Below are 17,297 nucleotides of genomic sequence, written 5' to 3'. Positions count from 1 at the left end.
AATTATGGTAAAGTTATGCTTACTTATTTAAAGTTTTTGTTAATTGTTGAAGCAATCGGATACATCCGATTGCTTTGTTATTATAAACGTTCGGAGGGAAAGAGATGTACTTACATGGAACCGCATCGATCAATGATGAAGGCCACCTTGAGATTGGCGGATGCGATACAGTAGAACTTGTTGAAAAATATGGCACCCCTTTATATGTTTATGATGTGGAACTCATCAGAAGCCGGGCGCGTGCTTTTAAGAAAATGTTTGATAAGCATGGAGTGAAATCTCAGGTTGCCTATGCAAGCAAAGCTTTTTCATCTATAGCGATGCTGCAGCTTGTTCATGAAGAAGGACTTTCCCTGGATGTTGTTTCCGGCGGTGAGTTGTATACAGCAGTTGCCGCGAAATTTCCTGTAGAAAAAATTCATTTTCATGGAAATAACAAAAGTGAAGAAGAGCTGGAAATGGCTTTGGATCATGAAATCGGCTGTATTGTCGTTGATAATTTTCATGAGCTTCACATGCTTCACCATTTGTGCCAGGAACGAAAACAAAATGTTAATATCTTACTTCGCGTAACACCAGGTATTGAAGCTCATACGCACGATTACATCCTTACTGGGCAGGAGGACTCGAAATTCGGATTTGATTTGGAGAACGGCCAAGCGGAAACCGCGCTTGCCATTTCGTTGGATAGTGAGTATTTGAACGTGCTTGGAATCCATTGTCATATCGGATCACAAATCTTTGAAACTGCCGGATTTTTGCTAGCTGCGAAGAAAGTGCTGGAAAAGCTTAGTTTATGGAATAACGAGTACGGGTTTGTGCCGAAGGTACTTAATCTGGGAGGCGGTTTTGGTATCCGTTACACGGAAGAGGATAAGCCGTTGTCCCCAGAAGAGTACGTCGAAGAAATGATTCACGAGGTAAGAAAAGAAACTGAACGGCTATCACTTCCGATGCCGGAAATTTGGATTGAGCCGGGCCGGTCCCTTGTTGGCGATGCTGGAACAACTTTGTATTCTATCGGTTCAAGAAAAGATGTGCCAAATGTAAGAAAATACGTGGCAATCGACGGCGGAATGAGCGACAATATCCGACCGGCGTTATACGATGCAAAGTATGAGGCAATACTTGCAAACAGGGCTCTTGACAAACAGGAAGAAGTTGTGTCGATAGCAGGGAAATGCTGTGAATCCGGTGATATGCTCATCTGGGACCTGCCATTGCCTGAGCCGGGAACAAATGATATTTTAGCTGTATTCTGCACGGGTGCCTACGGATATTCCATGGCAAACAACTATAACCGCATCCCAAGGCCGCCGGTTGTTTTTGTGGAAAATGGAAAAAGTCGCCTCGTCATCAAGCGGGAAACTTATGAGGATCTTGTCAAGTTGGACGTCCCTTACGGCGAGAAAACAACCATTTAGGAAGAAAAATCGGACAACATTTGCGAAAAACACCAATTACCGGTAAAATGGTCGGTGTTACTCAACTGATCAAATCAAGCGGGAGTGTTTGTTTTTGCGCAAAAACAACATATTATTGTTTGTTATCTTTTTAGCCATGGCGTTCGTATGGGGATTGATTTATTGGCTTTTTATTGTGCCGAATAAATAAAAAACTATTCGAAAAAAGAATGATGAGGGGTAAATGATGTTAATTCGCTATAAAAAAGCCTTTGAAAAAATTGCAATGGGCCTTCTTTCATTCATGCCGAATGAAAAAGATTTGAAGAAGCTGCAACAAACGATGAAACAATATGAAGAAGGTGACAGTTGGCAGCTTTATTTATGGAAAGCAGAAGATGATATCATTGGTCTCATTGGTTCGGTCATTGACGAAGATTCAATTGAGATCCAGCATATTTGTGTCACTCCTTCTCATCGCCATGAAGGAATAGGGAAGAGTATGGTAAAAGCATTGAAGCAGCTCCATTCGAACAAAAGCGTTCATCCAAATGAAGATACAGCTGCATTTTTTGAAAAATGCCTTTTGGATGAAGAAAACCCGGATGAATAGTCATCCGGGTTTTTTTATTTAACATCAACAAGTTGACTTTCCGAAAACTCTCTTCTGGCAATATGCTTATTGACGATGTATGGGTCAAAAACATCATTTTTGGAGCCCCATTCCAAACCGAGTCCACGTACACGCTCTTTGCACACAGTTAATAATTCATCATCGTGTATGGGAAGGTTCGTGTTTATGAATTCATATGGTATGTCTGAATCCATGTCCCGTCTGCATTGGTTCAGAATCGCAATTAACTGCTGATGATTGATACCAAGCGTATGAACCGCTGCTCTTTTATTGCTTAAAATTTGGAAAGCTTTATCCATCATCTTGAGTGCGCCAGTTTTATTTTCACGCCGATAATGGTATAGACTGACGGCAATTTGAATCAGGCCGACCCATACGGAGTTTCTTTCCATTCCGTGTTGCTTCCAGTGCTCCTCCAAAACTTCATGACATTCAAAAAAATCTCTATCCCCATGAAAGTGGGTGAGAAACTCAATATATGATAAAGGAAAAATCACCAGTGATGCTCCTTCCAATTCAATAGCTTTATATTCTAGTTTAACATATAAATAGGGTGTTTTTCTAAAAAAATTGCCACTCTTGGAGGAAAGTATTGTATGATGATAAAGTAGAAATATCAATGTTTATGTCGAAATTGGTGATATTTTATGTCTTACCAAATTAAAACAGAAGTGTTTGAAGGCCCTCTTGACCTTTTGCTGCACTTGATCAAGCGGATGGAAATCGATATTTATGATATTCCAATGGCCGAAATAACAGACCAGTATTTATTATATATACATACAATGACGGAGCTTGAACTTGATCATGCAAGCGAATATCTTGTCATGTCAGCGACGCTGCTCTCCATAAAAAGCAAGATGCTCCTTCCAAAAAACGAAGAGGTTGAGGAAGAAGAACTGCCCTATGAGGAGGAGGACCCTCGTACAGAATTGGTGAAACAGTTAATTGAGTATAAAAGATTCAAAGAGGCAGCTATGCTATTCCAGCAAAAGGAAAATGAGAGGAACGAAATTTTTACCAAACCTCCAAGTGACCTTTCCCAATTTGAGGAAGATCTGCCAAAGCTGCAGAATGCAGGAGTGACGATCTACGACATGATTGGAGCCTACAATAAACTGTTGAGGAGAAAGAAAATTCGTCAGCCATTATCTGCCAAGGTTGCAAGGGCCAAAATTACAATTGAACAGCGGATGGATGAATTAATGGGTACACTCGAAAGAAGTGGGACAAGACTTTGTTTTTCCACTTTCTTTCAAGTACCGGATAAACATTTTATCATTATCACTTTTCTGGCCATGCTGGAATTGATGAAATGTAATGCTATTGAAGTTTGGCAAAGCGACAATTTTGAAGACATATATTTATCAGCTAGAGAGGAGCCAGCAGTTCTTGAAAGCAGTTAATTTAAAAGCGGCACTGGAAAGTCTGCTGTTTGCTGCAGGGGATGAAGGGCTGACTTTAAAACAAATAGGAACAGCCCTCGAAATTAATGAAAAGGAAGCAGAAAGTTTAATCGAAGATCTTTATGATCAATACGAGTCGGATGAAAATAGAGGACTGACGGTCGCTATTCTTGCAGGTACTTACCAGCTCGTGACGAAAAGGAAATTTTCTGTTGTTTTACAGAAACTCGTGGAAAGCTCACATACTGATTCCATTTCACAGGCCGCGCTCGAAACGATGGCCATCATCGCTTACAAGCAGCCGATCACAAGGGTCGAAATCGAGGATATCCGAGGTGTGAAGACAGAACGGCCATTGCGGACCCTTCTGGCAAAGGGATTAATAAGAGAAACCGGTAGGAGAGAAGGGATTGGCAGGGCCATACTCTATGGTACTACCCGTGAATTTCTGGATTATTTTGGGTTGACGGATATAAAGGAGCTCCCTCCTTTGCCCGAACCTGCTTTGCAAAAAATGAAGCTGGAGGAAGCAGGACCTCTGTTTGATTTGACTTTGAACACAAGTGAATAAAATATGAAATGGCCCCCGTATGGGAGCCATTTTTTTTATCATATGAACCCAATAACTGCATAGACTTGTACAAATGCAGGAGAGGGGCGGGAGGATGTCGTCTTTCAAAGGTTTTTTGGCTTTATCTATATGTGCAACCATAATACTCACCGCCTTTTCACAAAGAGAAAATCCGGATTTGCAGGTTAGTGCCTCCACTGCTGTTTTGATGGAGCAGGATTCAGGCAGAGTGCTTTTTGAAAAAAACCCCCATGAAGTCCGCAGAGTAGCCTCAATTACAAAAATAATGACAGCCATTCTTGCCATTGAATCCGGAAAGATGGGTGAAACGGTGAAAGTCAGCCGCTCGGCTGCCTATGCAGAAGGTTCATCCATTTATTTAATTCCGGGCGAAAAAATAAAATTGGAAGATCTTATTTACGGGTTGATGCTTCGTTCCGGAAATGATGCCGCAAATGCTATAGCGGAACATGTTGGAGGCAGCATGGAGGGATTTGTCTTTATGATGAATCAAAAAGCAAAAGAAATTGGCATGACCAATACAGCATTTTCAAATCCTTCAGGGCTTGACAGCCATGAAAATCATTACTCTACAGCATATGATATGGCTGTACTTATGCGTTATGCCATGCATAACGATACGTTCCGTGTAATTTCAGGAACAAAAATGCATTCTTTTAAACGTGAGGATGGACCGCGGCATTGGAAAAATAAGAACAGGCTTCTCACAGAAAAATACAAATATGCCACAGGCGGGAAAACCGGCTATACAAAGAGGGCCGGGAGGACGCTAGTTACGACAGCCACCAAAAACAACAAGGACATGATTGCGGTCACACTGAATGCCTCAGATGACTGGAATGACCATATCTCTATGTATGAGTATGGGTTCGACCATTTTAAAATGAAAGAAATAATACCCGAGGGTCCACTGCGAGATGTACAGCCACTTAAAGGAAAGAGAATATTATATATAGAACATCCTGTTCATTACCCATTGATGAAGGAAGAATATTCGGAGGTGCGCGTCCGTTACACTCTGCTTTCACCGAAGGAGATGAAAAAGACTAAGGAAGGGGAAGTGGGAAGAGCGGTCATTTATTTACATGATCGAGCCGTCCGCAAAATACCGGTTTATATAACTGAGGGAGAAGTACAGAGCAAAAGCTCGTGGACGACCAAGCTGAAGGCCCTGTTTTTTGGACGGGCAGGTGTGAAAGTGCCATGATTAATATTATCTGGGTTGCAATGACAGTGATCGGTCTCATATTTGCCGCAGCAAACGGGAAGATGAATGAAGTGAATGAAGCGATTTTCCATTCAGCGAACGAAGCTGTAACACTTTGTATCGGATTGATCAGCGTGCTTGTTTTTTGGCTGGGGATGATGCGGATAGCCCAGGATGCAGGCTTGCTCCAAAAACTTTCCAATTTATTCAAACCGATTATTCTTAAGCTTTTTCCAGAGGTGCCGAGCGATCATCCCGCGGTTGGCTATATATTGTCAAACATCATTGCAAATATGTTTGGTCTTGGAAATGCAGCCACCCCGCTCGGAATTAAGGCAATGGAACAACTGAAAGTCCTCAATGGCGGTAAATCAAATGCAAGCCGGTCAATGATTACTTTTCTCGCCCTTAATACTTCGGGGTTGACATTAATACCGACAACCGTCATTGCCGTTAGGATGAATTACAATTCAACGGGACCAACAGACATAGTAGGTCCTACATTAGTGGCAACGATTTGCGCCACAGCCGGTGCTATTATCATTGATAGATATTTTTACCACCGCCGGGCTAAAAAGGGAGACAAGTGACAATGCATGTGATTTCAGTTATCTCATTGTGGATCGTTCCTGTAATAATTGCCTATATTTTACTTTACGGAACATGGAAGAGGGTTCCCACGTATGAATCCTTTGTTGAAGGAGGCAAAGAGGGAATAAAAATCGCTGTCTCCATCATACCTTTTTTGGTTGGAATGCTCGTCGCCATTACAGTGTTCAGAGCATCAGGTGCGCTAGACTTTTTTATCGGACTTGCTAAGCCTATACTTGATCAGATTGGCGTCCCGGCGGAGGTGGTCCCGTTGGCTCTTATCAGGCCCATTTCCGGTACGGCTGCATTGGGGTTGATGAGCGACATTATTTCAGTTCACGGACCCGACTCCCTCATAGGGCGGATGGCTTCGACCATCCAAGGCAGCACTGATACGACATTCTATGTTTTAACCGTCTACTTTGGAGCCGTCGGCATTAAGAAGATGGGAGATGCAATCAAAGTAGGGCTTCTTGCGGATTTAATAGGGATTTCTGCAGCAATCATAATTGTGACACTTTTGTTCGGTTAAGAAACCGGGCTTTTTTTTATTCCCAAATTTGACTAAACTATGTCCACGAGCTAAGATTCTTTGATTTTCCTTTTTTGTATGCAATAATTCAAACAGAAAATGCATCCATAGAGGTGAGAAAATGGAAAGATTGCAAAAGGTCATCGCTCAGGCGGGTGTCGCTTCGCGCCGAAAAGCGGAGGAGTTGATTACTGAAGGAAAAGTGAAAGTGAATGGCCAGGTTGTGACTGAACTGGGCACGAAGGTTTCTATGACGGATAAAATAGAGGTTGAAGGTATTCCACTCGTGGAAGAGGAAAAAAAGTATTTCTTATTTTATAAACCCCGTGGAGTAATCAGTGCTGTGAAGGACGATAAAAATAGGAAAGTTGTTACGGACTTTTTTAAGCATGTCTCCCAGCGGGTCTATCCGGTCGGCCGACTGGACTATGATACGACAGGGCTTCTGCTATTGTCGAATGACGGGGAATTTACCCAGCTGCTAACCCATCCAAGCCATGAGATAAATAAAACCTATGTCGCAAAAGTAAAAGGCGTCCCTTTGCGTGAAGCATTGAAAAAGTTGGAGAGGGGAATTGTCTTGGAAGATGGAAAAACAGCTCCCGCTAAGGCGAAACTCCAATCAGCGGATAGAAGTAAAAATACCGCAATTGTTGAAATCACGATCCATGAAGGAAAGAATCGTCAGGTGCGAAGGATGCTTGAGGCGATCGGGCATCCAGTTTTAAAGCTGAAAAGAGAAAAATTCGCTTTCCTGGAATTGCGCGGTTTAAATGCAGGCGAATATAGGGAATTGACTCCCCATGAGGTCAAAAGGCTGAAAGTTCTGGCCCAAACAGGGCAATGATGTTAGTGACATGCATCAGTTTTCACATAACCTTCATATGAACCGGCTTAGCCGAACTTATATAATGATATAATTAATGTCGAATATCTGCGCTTCAAGGAGGTTTTATTAATCAAATGGCTTCGAAAAAGAAGCGGCGTCTAATCGTTAGAACCGTAATCTTAACTGTTATGACAGCAGCAGTTATTTATACTCTATACGCTAACTTTACTAAGGATTCAAGATCGAAAGTTTCAGCAGGAGCAATGGCCCCGGATTTCATTCTGGAAGACCTGAACGGGAACCAGCATCAATTGTCCAGTTATAAAGGTAAAGGTGTGTTTCTAAACTTTTGGGGGACATGGTGCAAGCCGTGTGAAAGAGAAATGCCCTACATGAACAATTTATACAAGGAATACAAAGATCAGGGCGTTGAAATTTTGGCAGTGAATGTCGGTGAGCCGGAGTATTTGGTTAATAAATTTGTTCAAAAACATGATTTAGTTTTTCCGATCTTGAAGGATAAGAACAAAGATATCATGAATATGTATGGGGTTTTCAACTTGCCTGCTACCCTTTTAGTTGATCCGGAGGGGAAGGTCATTAAGGTCGAAGAAGGCGAATTGACAGAGGGAAAGATCAGGGAAATGATGGAGAGTATTAAACCTTAAGGGGAGCTAGTTATGAAAGAAGTAAAATGTGTCTGCGGCCATGTCAATCCAGTGGGCACGATTCTCTGCGAATCATGTGGCCGTGCCCTTACCGAGGAAGCAAAGCGGGAAAATCTTCATGATATGCGTTATGAAGGCAGTGCCCGCCGTTCCCAAACATACAACAGGACTTTTATAGATAAAACATGGAACTTTTTTTCATCGGTCAAGGTAGGTATTTGGCTTATAGTGATTACACTCATTGCTTCAGCACTTGGAACCATTTTTCCTCAAGAGATGTACATACCGCCAACCGCCGATCCAGCACAGTACTATGGTGAAGAATATGGCACACTTGGCCAAATATATTATTGGCTTGGTTTTCATGATTTATACAGTTCCTGGTGGTACCTGCTGCTGATTGCGTCCATCGGGGTTTCACTCGTCATTTGCAGTCTTGACAGGGTTATTCCGCTATACAGGGCTTTGAAAAATCAACGGGTTGACCGCCACGAAGGCTTTCTGAAAAGGCAGCGGTTCTTTATTCGTAAAGATATGGATATCCCGGAAGAGGACATTGAAAAGTTCAAAAAAGGCCTTAAAGATAAGAAATACAATATTCGTATCAAGAATGGAAGTATCCTCGCCGAAAAAGGAAGGTTTTCCAGATGGGGACCATACGTTAATCATATCGGTCTAATCATATTCCTGATCGGAGGGATGCTACGATTTGTTCCTGGTATGTATGTGGACGAAATATTGTGGCTTCGTGATGGAGAAACGAAAACAATCCCCGGTACTAATAATGAGTATGTTTTGGAAAACAAAAAGTTTACTTTGGAATTTTATGATAAAGAAAAAGATAAGGAAGTTTACAATTCTGCTTTAGAGAAAGTGGGTCCCGTCGTCAAGGAATTTCAATCAGATGTGGTGCTTTATAAACGGGATCCTGATCAGACAATTGGATCCGAGAGTGATCTTGTCAAGGTGAAAACTGCGGAAATCCGCGTCAATGAGCCGTTGAAATTTGAAAACTTTGCCCTTTACCAGACGAGTTATAGGGAAGGCGAATTCGATTCGATGACATTCGACCTTGTAAACAAAAAGCAGGATAAAGCTTTTGGAGAGGTCACCATAGATTTATTTGATCCGAAAGACAGTTATGATTTAGGAAATGGATATAAGGTTGAACTGATCGGCTATTATCCTGATTTTTCCGGGTTTGCCGAAAATGGGGAGCCCGAGACAAAATCGCCGAATCCAAACAATCCAGCCTTTGTATTTAACATGATTTCTCCGGAACACCCTAAAGGGGAGGTCAGCTTTACAGCCATCAGACAAACGGTTGAGCCGTTGGGAGAAACCGATTATAAGATGACGTTCAAAGGGATAGATACAAGGAATGCCACTGCGCTTACAGTCAGAAAGGACTTGACACTGTGGATCCTCGGAGTGGGCGGCGCCATTTTCATGATTGGTGTCATACAGGGCTCATTCTGGATGCATCGAAGAATCTGGCTTCAACGCAAAGACGGTGAAATTTTAATCGCAGGGCATACAAATAAAAACTGGCATGGGTTGAAAAAAGATATATCTGACCTTATTAAAGACACAAAAATTCCGGACGTGATAGACCAGACGGAAGAAAATAAAGGAAAAGAAAGTGGGAATAAATAATGACAGGACTTGTACAAGTAAGCAGTAATCTGTTATATGCTGCTTTCATTCTATACCTTGTCGCAACCTTCCTTTTCAGCGGTGCCATCCGTGATAAAAGGGGAAGAGAAAAACTGACGGGTGTTAACCGTTGGGGAAGACTCGCAATCATTGTTACGGTGATCGGTTTCATTTCCCAGGTTGGCTATTTCATTACGAGGTGGATTGCTGCAGGCCACGCACCTGTAAGTAACCTTTTCGAATTCACGACATTTTTCGGAATGATGATCGTCGGTGCATTCATTCTCTTATTCTTCCTTTATAAGCTCAACGTGCTTGGTCTATTTGCCTTACCGACAGCGCTACTTTTGATTGCATATGCCAGTATGTTTCCAAGGGATGTCAGTCCGCTTATCCCAGCACTGAAAAGCGACTGGCTCCATATTCATGTAACAACGGTTGCTGCGGGACAGGCAATCCTTTCCATCAGTTTTGTGGCAGGTATCATGTATCTATTGAAAGCTGTTGAACCAACAGTAAAAGATAAAAGATCTTTCTGGTTGGAAGCAATTATGTACTGTGTTGTCGCCACAATTGCATTTATCATTGTTTCAACATCATTTAATTTGACAAATTATAATGCAGATTTCGCTTGGGTTGATAAAAATGGTCAGCCGGCAGAAACATCATATCAGATGCCAGCGCTTGTAGGCCCCCATGAAGGTGAACTCCTGACTGAGAATCGGATGAGCCCGATTGTATCAATGCCTGCAATCGTGAATGCAAAGAAGTTGAATACAGTTATTTGGACAGTTATTGCTGGTACTATTCTTTATTTGCTAATACGACTGATTACTAGAAGACGGGTCAGCCAATTATTAAGGCCGCTAGTCAAAAACGTTAATCTCGATCTTCTCGACGAGATAGGATATCGCTCTGTTTTGATTGGTTTCCCTGTATTTACTCTGGGAGGTCTAATTTTCGCCATGATTTGGGCACAAATTGCGTGGACGAGATTCTGGGGTTGGGATCCAAAGGAAGTTTGGGCATTGATCACCTTCCTCTTCTACGCAGCATTTCTTCACCTGCGGTTATCAAGGGGATGGCATGGAGAAAGATCTGCATGGCTCGCCGTTATAGGGATTGCGATTATTATTTTCAATCTGGTGTTCGTTAACTTGATTATTGCAGGACTGCACTCTTATGCATAAGGTACTTCAGAAATATTGTTAAACAAACCGTCTGGATGCCTGTCGCAACAAGACGGGCATCGCAGTAAGGTTTTCCTTGCCTTTCTGGGAGGGGATGCTTGGAGCCTATGGAACACTAGGCAATTGAAGCAGAGTCCAGCGCTTTATAGTGCGCTTCTTATTTAGAAAAGCCCTCACTATTGTGGGGTCTTTTTTATGGTTGGTGAAATTAAAGCTGTTTGAAGTATATTCTAAGACAGCATATGTAATAATGTTTTAAGTTAAAGAAAGTATGAAATTAGACAAGGTTTTCAAAAAAGTATACTTTCTATCTAGCTTGAGGCCCCATCGTCTGCTTAAGGGGAAGCATATGTTTCCCTTGTCACATAGCTGCCAGAAGCATATTCGGTGATGATTTCTTACGTTATTATTGGAGTCAGCTGCTATGCTGTGGTGGCTGAAACACTTCCTCATTAAAGTTCGTCTGATGTTTTTCGCCGATACACGGGCGACTTTCGTTTTTCTCTATGGCCCCATGTAACCTAGAGGCATGTATTAAAAACCAAAATCAACCCAAAAATAAGAAGTGTGAAAGAAATATAATTTTTCTTTTCAACATACCCCCAAAGTATAATACGAGTCATTAATCTATATAGGTGTCTCTTCCCTTTGAACCCTCAAATGTGAAGCCTTAATTTCTATTTAAAAAGGTATTGTTACTTTTTACAGTTCGTCAGCGCTTGTTTAATGCTTGCCGCCGCTAGACGGGTTTTTTAAATGAGTAAAAAAGTTTTGAGTCTGATATAGATAACTGGCCAGCTTCGACGGCTGGGAAGCCCTAATTCCACACGGACAGGAAGTGTAGTGTAAGCGAAACTACAGGATGTGGCGCTAGCATGCGGCCAGCGCCTAGCCCCTCGAGGTCACAAGCCAGCGAGGAAGAATGTGCTCCTGCGCCAAATCTTATTCGAGGAAGTCTAGTTCAGCTCGTCGCAAAGCTGCGTGAAGCACACTTAGAGAAGTTTCACAGGATGCGATGGGAGTCAGCCGCTTGGCTGAAGAGCTGCCTCCTCAGGAGTCGTCTTGTTTGCCCGCGCTAAACGAGGCGCTTACGCTTTTCTAGGTGTCCAGCTTCAGGCGCCAGGGGCTCGAGGTCATAAGCCAAACGCTTCGGAAGGAAAAAAACGCCTTCTGTCAGCGTTTGTCTTATGCTTTTTCGCCCCTAGACGGGCGCCTTACGCTTTTCTAATAAACATGGAGGTGCTTTATCATTGCTGAAATTTGAACATGTATCGAAAGTATATAAAGGAGGAAAAAAAGCAGTTAACGATCTCTCTTTACACTTTAAAAAAGGGGAGTTTATTTGTTTTATCGGACCGAGTGGCTGCGGTAAAACGACTACGATGAAAATGATTAATCGATTGATCGAACCATCTTCCGGAAGTATCTACATAAATGGTGAAAATATTTTAGATAAGGATCCGGTCCAGCTTCGACGGGAGATTGGGTATGTTATTCAACAAATTGGCCTGTTTCCTCATATGACAATCCAGGAAAACATTGGGCTTGTTCTTAAGTTATTGAAATGGCCTGAAGAAAAACGGAAAGCAAGGGCAAGGGAATTAATTAGCCTTGTTGATCTGACGCCGGACTACTTGGATCGTTACCCACATGAACTCAGTGGCGGACAACAGCAGCGTATCGGCATTTTACGTGCGTTGGCGGCCGATCAGCCGCTTATATTAATGGACGAACCGTTCAGTGCACTAGATCCTATAACGCGGGATTCGTTGCAGGAAGAGTTTAAAAAGCTTCAACAGAGGTTGGGGAAAACTATTGTTTTTGTTTCGCATGATATGGATGAAGCCCTTAAGCTGGCGGACCGGATTGTCATTTTACGTGATGGTGAGTTAGTTCAATGTGATACACCAGATGAAATTTTGCGGAATCCAGCAAATGAATTCGTTGAAGAATTTATTGGAAAAGACCGGCTTGTTCAAGCGAGGCCTAACATTCAAATGGTTGAACAAATCATGAACCCAAATCCCATAACGATTACTAAAGACCGCTCATTGTCGGAAGCAATCCAGTTAATGAAGGAAACAAGAGTTGACACTTTGCTCGTTGTGAATGAGAAGAATATCCTAGAAGGATTTATTGATGTTGAGATGATTGATCAGAAACGAAAAAAGAAAAGCTTGGTGGCAGACGCATACGAAACGGAAATGTTCACTGTAACGGAAGGGACGCTTATTCGTGATGCAATCCGCCGAATTTTGAAAAGAGGAATGAAATACATCCCAGTAATCGATCAAAATCAACGGTTAATCGGGATTATAACGAGAGCAAGTCTTGTTGATATCGTTTATGACTCCATTTGGAGCGAGGACGAGCTTTCACTACAGTAATACCGGAGGGAAATGCATGGAAAGCATTATTAGTTTTTTGAGCAGTAATGGCTCTGAACTTCTATTTAAAACATGGGAACATATTGGTATTTCGTTGATCGCGGCATTGTTGGGAATCATTGTCGCAGTTCCGCTCGGAGTTATGTTAACAAGGGTTCCCAAAATCGCCAACGTGGTTATGGGTATCTTAAGTGTCGTGCAAACATTCCCGAGCTTTGCGATATTAGCATTTTTCATTCCAATATTTGGTGTTGGAAAAGTACCGGCAATTATCGCTTTGTTTTTCTATTCCGTTTTACCTATCTTGAGGAACACGTATATAGGTGTCAGCGGAGTGAACCGTGATTTGCTTGAAGCAGGGCGCGGTATGGGGATGACTGCGTGGGAAAGGATTATTTATGTTGAATTACCGCTTTCGATTCCAGTAATTATGACAGGAGTTCGCTTGTCTACCGTTTATTTAATTGGCTGGGCAACGCTTGCTGCGTATATTGGGGCTGGCGGCTTAGGGGACTATATTTTTAGCGGGCTTAATTTATATCAAGCTGAATTTATTATTGCAGGGGCCATCCCTGTAACGATCCTTGCACTGTTAACGGATCTATTTTTAGGGCGAATTGAAGGGTGGGCAACGCCGAAAGGTTTGAAAAAGCTGAAGGAAGTTAAATAGGAGGGGCAATTGTTACATGTTTAAACTCAAACGATTTTTTATTATTTTGGGCGTAGGATTGTTGATAACAAGCGGCTGCTCACTTCCTGGACTTGGTGGACCTGCGAAAAATTCAATCACAATTGGAACGCTCGACACATCGGAATCACAAATTATCGGTCATATCTTGAAACTCTTAATTGAACACCACACAGATGCTCCAGTGTCAATGGTGAATAATTTGGGGTCATCAATTGTCCAGCACAAGGCGATGCTCAGTGGCGATGTGGATATAACGGCAACAAGGTATACAGGAACTGATTTAGCTGGAGCATTAGGGATGGAGCCGGTCAAAGATCCTAAGGAAGCACTTGAAATCGTTCAACGTGAGTTCCAAGAAAGATTTAACCAAACATGGTTTGACTCCTACGGATTTGCTAATTCTTATGCCTTCACGGTGAGGAAAGATGTAGCTGAAAAAGAGAACTTACAAACTGTTTCCGATTTGGAACCAGTTGCTGGAAAATTGAAATTCGGCGTTGACAATTCATGGTTAAAACGAAAAGGCGATGGTTATCCAGGGTTTATTGAGGAATATGGTTTCCAATTTGGTGAAACATTTCCGATGCAGATCGGATTAGTTTATCAAGCGGCCTCAAGCGGTAAGATGGATGTCGTGCTTGCTTATACTACGGACGGACGAATAAAGGCTTTTGATTTAAAAGTGTTAGAAGACGATAAACGTTTTTTTCCGCCTTATGATTCATCGCTCGTAGCACGTAATGAGGTTCTGGAAAAGTATCCGGAACTAAAAGGGATTCTGCAGAAGTTATCTGGAAAAATCGATACGGAAACAATGCGGGCAATGAATTATGAAGCCGATGGCGAGATGAAAGAACCATCAGTTATAGCGAAGGAGTTTTTAGAGGCAGCCAATTATTTTGAATAAGGTGGTGACTATGTTGGAAACGATGCAAGATGTTTTATTCTATTATTCGCAAAATGCTTCATATGTCTGGGAACAATTTTATCGGCATTTTCTTATGTCCATCTATGGAGTGTTGTTCGCCGCAATTGTGGCGATTCCGGTTGGCATTTTAATCGCGCGCTATCATCGATTAAGTACATGGGTGATTTCACTTGCAAATGTGATTCAAACGATACCCGCCCTGGCAATGTTAGCAATCTTGATGCTAGTGATGGGGCTTGGTACGAACACAGTAGTGTTCGCCCTCTTTTTGTATTCATTGTTACCGATCATTAACAACACTTATACTGGAATTCGCAATGTCGACCATGCCTTGATCGAGTCCGGTAAAGCGATGGGGATGACGAAGTTTCAAATCCTTCGGATGGTTGAGCTGCCCCTAGCTTTATCTGTTATCATGGCAGGGTTGAGAACGGCTTTGGTTATTTCCATTGGTGTTGCAACCATTGGGACATTTATCGGGGCTGGCGGCTTAGGAGATATTATATTGCGCGGAACAAACGCGACAGACGGGACCGTGATTATTTTAGCAGGTGCGATTCCTACAGCTTTAATGGCTGTTTTCGCCGATGTCGTCTTGGCTTGGTTTGAACGTCGATTGTCTCCAAACAAAAAGCGTAAAGGCGCTTTTCAAGTGGCTGGAGAATAAACGATTTAGAATACAGCCGTTTAAAAGGGGGATTACTGGCACTGGCCAGTAATGAAAAATAAAGATAGAAAGGAATTAGGGCTATAAAAACAATTTTATCTCTGAAAAATGAATTGCCATCGTTACCTGTTCCACCTTTAAGCAGCACGAAATCTAAACTTCTTGAATGGGTGGAACCGTTGGTGACTAAGGAGCAATTTCAAAAAACATCAAATGTGATTGAACGTTTCTTTGAGGAAAATGGGGAGGCAGTAAAGCTTCAAACAAAATTATATGAATGGGATCAAAGTCGGACCGGAAGCTGGCTAAAGCCCTTCTGGGTCAATTCCTATTTAGAACATCGGGATCATTTGCCTTATAGTATGAATTTCAATATTTTATTAAAAAATGACCATTATAAGAACCGCTTCACTATCGCGGAAATGGCCGGGCAAGTCAGCTTTTTAGCTGCAGAGCTGTATCATGCTATTATCGATGGGGATGTGGAGCAGGATGCCGTAAAAGGAAAGCTGCTCGATATGAGTCAATATAAATATTTTTTCCGGTCTGTGAGAATCCCGAAGTTGGAAAGGGACACATTTTACGTCGCTGATTTTAATAAAAAGAATAATCATGTCATCATCTTATATAAAAACAATGTTTATAAGGTACAGGTAACAAACCATGTAGGTGCGATCTATCAAAGTCATCAAATTGCAGCTGCGATTGAAACGGAAATTCTTGCTGATCAAGATGAGGGTATAAATGTAGGTATATTTACTACAGCAAAAAGAGACAAGGCCGCTAAAGCGTACGAGATGCTGAGTACGTCAAAATTGAATGCCGAAATATTACAAGCAATTGCGGATTCAATCGTTATTATTTCGATCGATGAAGATAGCAAGGACTCTGAAGAGGCAATTAAGAACCTTATGCTAAACGCAAACAATAAATATTTTGACAAGACTATCCAAATGATTATTACGAAGCAGCACGAATTAGGATTTAATATCGAACATAGCACTGTTGATGGTACATCGATTGCTGCTGTTATTAGCCATATCAGTAAAGGTTTGAAGAAAGACTTTCATCAAGCTGGGCAAACGTTTGAAATTCCAATAGTTGAAAAACGAACATGGGAATTGAAACAAGAGAGCTTGGCCATGTTAAATCAATTCCACGATGATCACCTGCGGCAAAAAGATAATTATCATCTTCAGTCAAGAGTCTTTACTGATTTTGGAGCAGGTGAAATCAAAAGAATGAATTTTAGTCCGGATGCCTTTCTCCATATGGCGTTGCAAATCGCGCAATATCGAACCTATGGGAGATTTGAAAGTGTATACGAGCCTGTGTCCGTCCGTTTCTTTTACGAGGGAAGAACAGAGTGCGCCCGTGCGACAAGTATGGAAAAGCGCAGGCTTGTGGAAGCTATGGATCATGGGGGAGAAAGTAAAAAAGTGTTGTACTCTTTGATGCAAAGGGCGAGCGCTGCCCATTCGGATCGGATAAGGGATTGTCAAAAAGGGTATGGTGTCGAAAGACATATGTATGGACTTGAACAAATGTACCATTTATTCGGCCCAGAACTAGGTTTGGAAGAATTGCCGGAAATTTTTAAGGACGAGGGATATTTAACGATGCGCCGCGACTTCATTTCAACAAGTGGCATGGCTTACGAAAACGTTAAATATCGGATGTTTGGCCCCGTTGTTGAAGACGGTCATGGAATGGCATACATCATATTGGAAGATTCAATTTCTATTAACATCTCAAGCTATACAGAAAATAAAATCAAGGGCAATCAATTAATGGAACATTTGTTACAGGCGTTGAATGAACTGAGAATGATCGGTGCTAAAGACCTTTAAGCTTGTTTTGCTTTAGGTGTTGGACTTTTTCTTATACAATAGAGTTAGTACACTATCATGATGCCA

17 protein-coding genes are annotated in these 17,297 nt (G+C 41.9%); 16 read left to right on the top strand and 1 reads right to left on the bottom strand.

All coding sequences use genetic code 11. From position 1 onward, the window contains the following. The first annotated feature begins 104 nt into the window (after nucleotides 1-104). Together lysA and D4T97_RS12595 are read left to right on the top strand one after the other, a co-directional pair. Complete coding sequence (gene lysA / locus D4T97_RS12600) at nucleotides 105-1,424, top strand: diaminopimelate decarboxylase (RefSeq protein ID WP_126051103.1); 1,320 nt, start codon at nucleotides 105-107, stop codon at nucleotides 1,422-1,424. Between the two features lie 226 nt (nucleotides 1,425-1,650). Beyond that, nucleotides 1,651-2,016 (top strand): GNAT family N-acetyltransferase, encoded by a 366-nt coding sequence (locus D4T97_RS12595; protein ID WP_126051309.1) that lies wholly within the window; start codon nucleotides 1,651-1,653, stop codon nucleotides 2,014-2,016. Nucleotides 2,017-2,030: 14 nt separating this feature from the next. On the opposite strand, the gene D4T97_RS12590 is transcribed toward D4T97_RS12595, so the two are convergent. Further along, nucleotides 2,031-2,534 carry a DUF309 domain-containing protein gene (locus tag D4T97_RS12590; protein WP_164525568.1) on the bottom strand — a complete coding sequence of 168 codons (504 nt, stop codon included), beginning with the start codon at nucleotides 2,532-2,534 and terminating at the stop codon, nucleotides 2,031-2,033. A 150-nt stretch (nucleotides 2,535-2,684) separates the two neighbouring features. Here D4T97_RS12590 and D4T97_RS12585 point away from each other — a divergent pair, with 150 nt between their 5' ends. From D4T97_RS12585 to D4T97_RS12520, 14 genes are all read left to right on the top strand, one after another. Further along, nucleotides 2,685-3,443, top strand: a complete 759-nt coding sequence (locus D4T97_RS12585) for a segregation/condensation protein A (protein WP_126051101.1) — start codon at nucleotides 2,685-2,687, stop codon at nucleotides 3,441-3,443. Continuing rightward, complete coding sequence (scpB, locus tag D4T97_RS12580) at nucleotides 3,430-4,014, top strand: SMC-Scp complex subunit ScpB (RefSeq protein WP_126051100.1); 585 nt, start codon at nucleotides 3,430-3,432, stop codon at nucleotides 4,012-4,014. The genes D4T97_RS12585 and scpB overlap by 14 nt, the downstream gene beginning before the upstream one ends. Nucleotides 4,015-4,108: 94 nt before the next feature. Beyond that, nucleotides 4,109-5,242: a D-alanyl-D-alanine carboxypeptidase family protein gene (locus D4T97_RS12575; RefSeq protein ID WP_126051099.1), complete on the top strand. Its 1,134-nt coding sequence runs from the start codon at nucleotides 4,109-4,111 to the stop codon at nucleotides 5,240-5,242. Further along, nucleotides 5,239-5,832, top strand: coding sequence for a nucleoside recognition domain-containing protein (locus tag D4T97_RS12570; protein ID WP_126051098.1), 594 nt, complete (start codon nucleotides 5,239-5,241; stop codon nucleotides 5,830-5,832). Before D4T97_RS12575 ends, D4T97_RS12570 begins: the two co-directional genes overlap by 4 nt. A 2-nt stretch (nucleotides 5,833-5,834) precedes the next feature. Then, nucleotides 5,835-6,365 (top strand): spore maturation protein, encoded by a 531-nt coding sequence (locus tag D4T97_RS12565; RefSeq protein WP_126051097.1) that lies wholly within the window; start codon nucleotides 5,835-5,837, stop codon nucleotides 6,363-6,365. A 121-nt stretch (nucleotides 6,366-6,486) separates the two neighbouring features. Further along, nucleotides 6,487-7,212 carry a pseudouridine synthase gene (locus tag D4T97_RS12560; protein ID WP_126051096.1) on the top strand — a complete coding sequence of 242 codons (726 nt, stop codon included), beginning with the start codon at nucleotides 6,487-6,489 and terminating at the stop codon, nucleotides 7,210-7,212. Between the two features lie 116 nt (nucleotides 7,213-7,328). Continuing rightward, nucleotides 7,329-7,862, top strand: a complete 534-nt coding sequence (gene resA / locus D4T97_RS12555; RefSeq protein ID WP_126051095.1) for a thiol-disulfide oxidoreductase ResA — start codon at nucleotides 7,329-7,331, stop codon at nucleotides 7,860-7,862. Nucleotides 7,863-7,874: 12 nt separating this feature from the next. After that, nucleotides 7,875-9,518: a cytochrome c biogenesis protein ResB gene (gene resB, locus D4T97_RS12550; protein ID WP_126051094.1), complete on the top strand. Its 1,644-nt coding sequence runs from the start codon at nucleotides 7,875-7,877 to the stop codon at nucleotides 9,516-9,518. Further along, nucleotides 9,518-10,708 carry a c-type cytochrome biogenesis protein CcsB gene (gene ccsB, locus D4T97_RS12545; protein ID WP_126051093.1) on the top strand — a complete coding sequence of 397 codons (1,191 nt, stop codon included), beginning with the start codon at nucleotides 9,518-9,520 and terminating at the stop codon, nucleotides 10,706-10,708. The genes resB and ccsB overlap by 1 nt, the downstream gene beginning before the upstream one ends. A gap of 1,250 nt (nucleotides 10,709-11,958) precedes the next feature. Continuing rightward, on the top strand, nucleotides 11,959-13,095 hold the full coding sequence (locus D4T97_RS12540; protein WP_126051092.1) for a betaine/proline/choline family ABC transporter ATP-binding protein: 1,137 nt from the start codon (nucleotides 11,959-11,961) through the stop codon (nucleotides 13,093-13,095). Nucleotides 13,096-13,111: 16 nt separating this feature from the next. After that, nucleotides 13,112-13,765: an ABC transporter permease gene (locus tag D4T97_RS12535; protein WP_126051091.1), complete on the top strand. Its 654-nt coding sequence runs from the start codon at nucleotides 13,112-13,114 to the stop codon at nucleotides 13,763-13,765. A gap of 16 nt (nucleotides 13,766-13,781) precedes the next feature. Continuing rightward, entirely contained in the window at nucleotides 13,782-14,693 is a 912-nt protein-coding gene (locus D4T97_RS12530; protein WP_126051090.1) for an osmoprotectant ABC transporter substrate-binding protein, read from the top strand. Nucleotides 14,694-14,715: 22 nt separating this feature from the next. Then, nucleotides 14,716-15,381, top strand: a complete 666-nt coding sequence (locus D4T97_RS12525) for an ABC transporter permease (RefSeq protein ID WP_408021608.1) — start codon at nucleotides 14,716-14,718, stop codon at nucleotides 15,379-15,381. A gap of 113 nt (nucleotides 15,382-15,494) precedes the next feature. Next, nucleotides 15,495-17,231: a choline/carnitine O-acyltransferase gene (locus D4T97_RS12520; protein ID WP_164525567.1), complete on the top strand. Its 1,737-nt coding sequence runs from the start codon at nucleotides 15,495-15,497 to the stop codon at nucleotides 17,229-17,231. Nucleotides 17,232-17,297: the final 66 nt, after the last annotated feature.

Origin of the sequence: Siminovitchia acidinfaciens (assembly GCF_003605385.1) — a bacterium.
Classification (GTDB): Bacteria; Bacillota; Bacilli; order Bacillales; family Bacillaceae_C; genus Siminovitchia; species Siminovitchia acidinfaciens.
The sequence above is the reverse complement of the archived record's forward strand: the minus strand, read 5'-3'. Positions and strand labels throughout refer to the sequence as shown.

Excerpts from the sequence above, each read along its gene's own strand:
- lysA (WP_126051103.1), top strand. The coding sequence starts at position 105 with ATGTACTTACATGGAACCGCATCGATCAATGATGAAGGCCACCTTGAG.
- D4T97_RS12595 (WP_126051309.1), top strand. The coding sequence starts at position 1,651 with ATGTTAATTCGCTATAAAAAAGCCTTTGAAAAAATTGCAATGGGCCTT.
- D4T97_RS12585 (WP_126051101.1), top strand. The coding sequence starts at position 2,685 with ATGTCTTACCAAATTAAAACAGAAGTGTTTGAAGGCCCTCTTGACCTT.
- D4T97_RS12575 (WP_126051099.1), top strand. The coding sequence starts at position 4,109 with ATGTCGTCTTTCAAAGGTTTTTTGGCTTTATCTATATGTGCAACCATA.
- D4T97_RS12570 (WP_126051098.1), top strand. The coding sequence starts at position 5,239 with ATGATTAATATTATCTGGGTTGCAATGACAGTGATCGGTCTCATATTT.
- D4T97_RS12565 (WP_126051097.1), top strand. The coding sequence starts at position 5,835 with ATGCATGTGATTTCAGTTATCTCATTGTGGATCGTTCCTGTAATAATT.
- D4T97_RS12560 (WP_126051096.1), top strand. The coding sequence starts at position 6,487 with ATGGAAAGATTGCAAAAGGTCATCGCTCAGGCGGGTGTCGCTTCGCGC.
- resA (WP_126051095.1), top strand. The coding sequence starts at position 7,329 with ATGGCTTCGAAAAAGAAGCGGCGTCTAATCGTTAGAACCGTAATCTTA.
- resB (WP_126051094.1), top strand. The coding sequence starts at position 7,875 with ATGAAAGAAGTAAAATGTGTCTGCGGCCATGTCAATCCAGTGGGCACG.
- ccsB (WP_126051093.1), top strand. The coding sequence starts at position 9,518 with ATGACAGGACTTGTACAAGTAAGCAGTAATCTGTTATATGCTGCTTTC.
- D4T97_RS12535 (WP_126051091.1), top strand. The coding sequence starts at position 13,112 with ATGGAAAGCATTATTAGTTTTTTGAGCAGTAATGGCTCTGAACTTCTA.
- D4T97_RS12530 (WP_126051090.1), top strand. The coding sequence starts at position 13,782 with ATGTTTAAACTCAAACGATTTTTTATTATTTTGGGCGTAGGATTGTTG.
- D4T97_RS12525 (WP_408021608.1), top strand. The coding sequence starts at position 14,716 with ATGCAAGATGTTTTATTCTATTATTCGCAAAATGCTTCATATGTCTGG.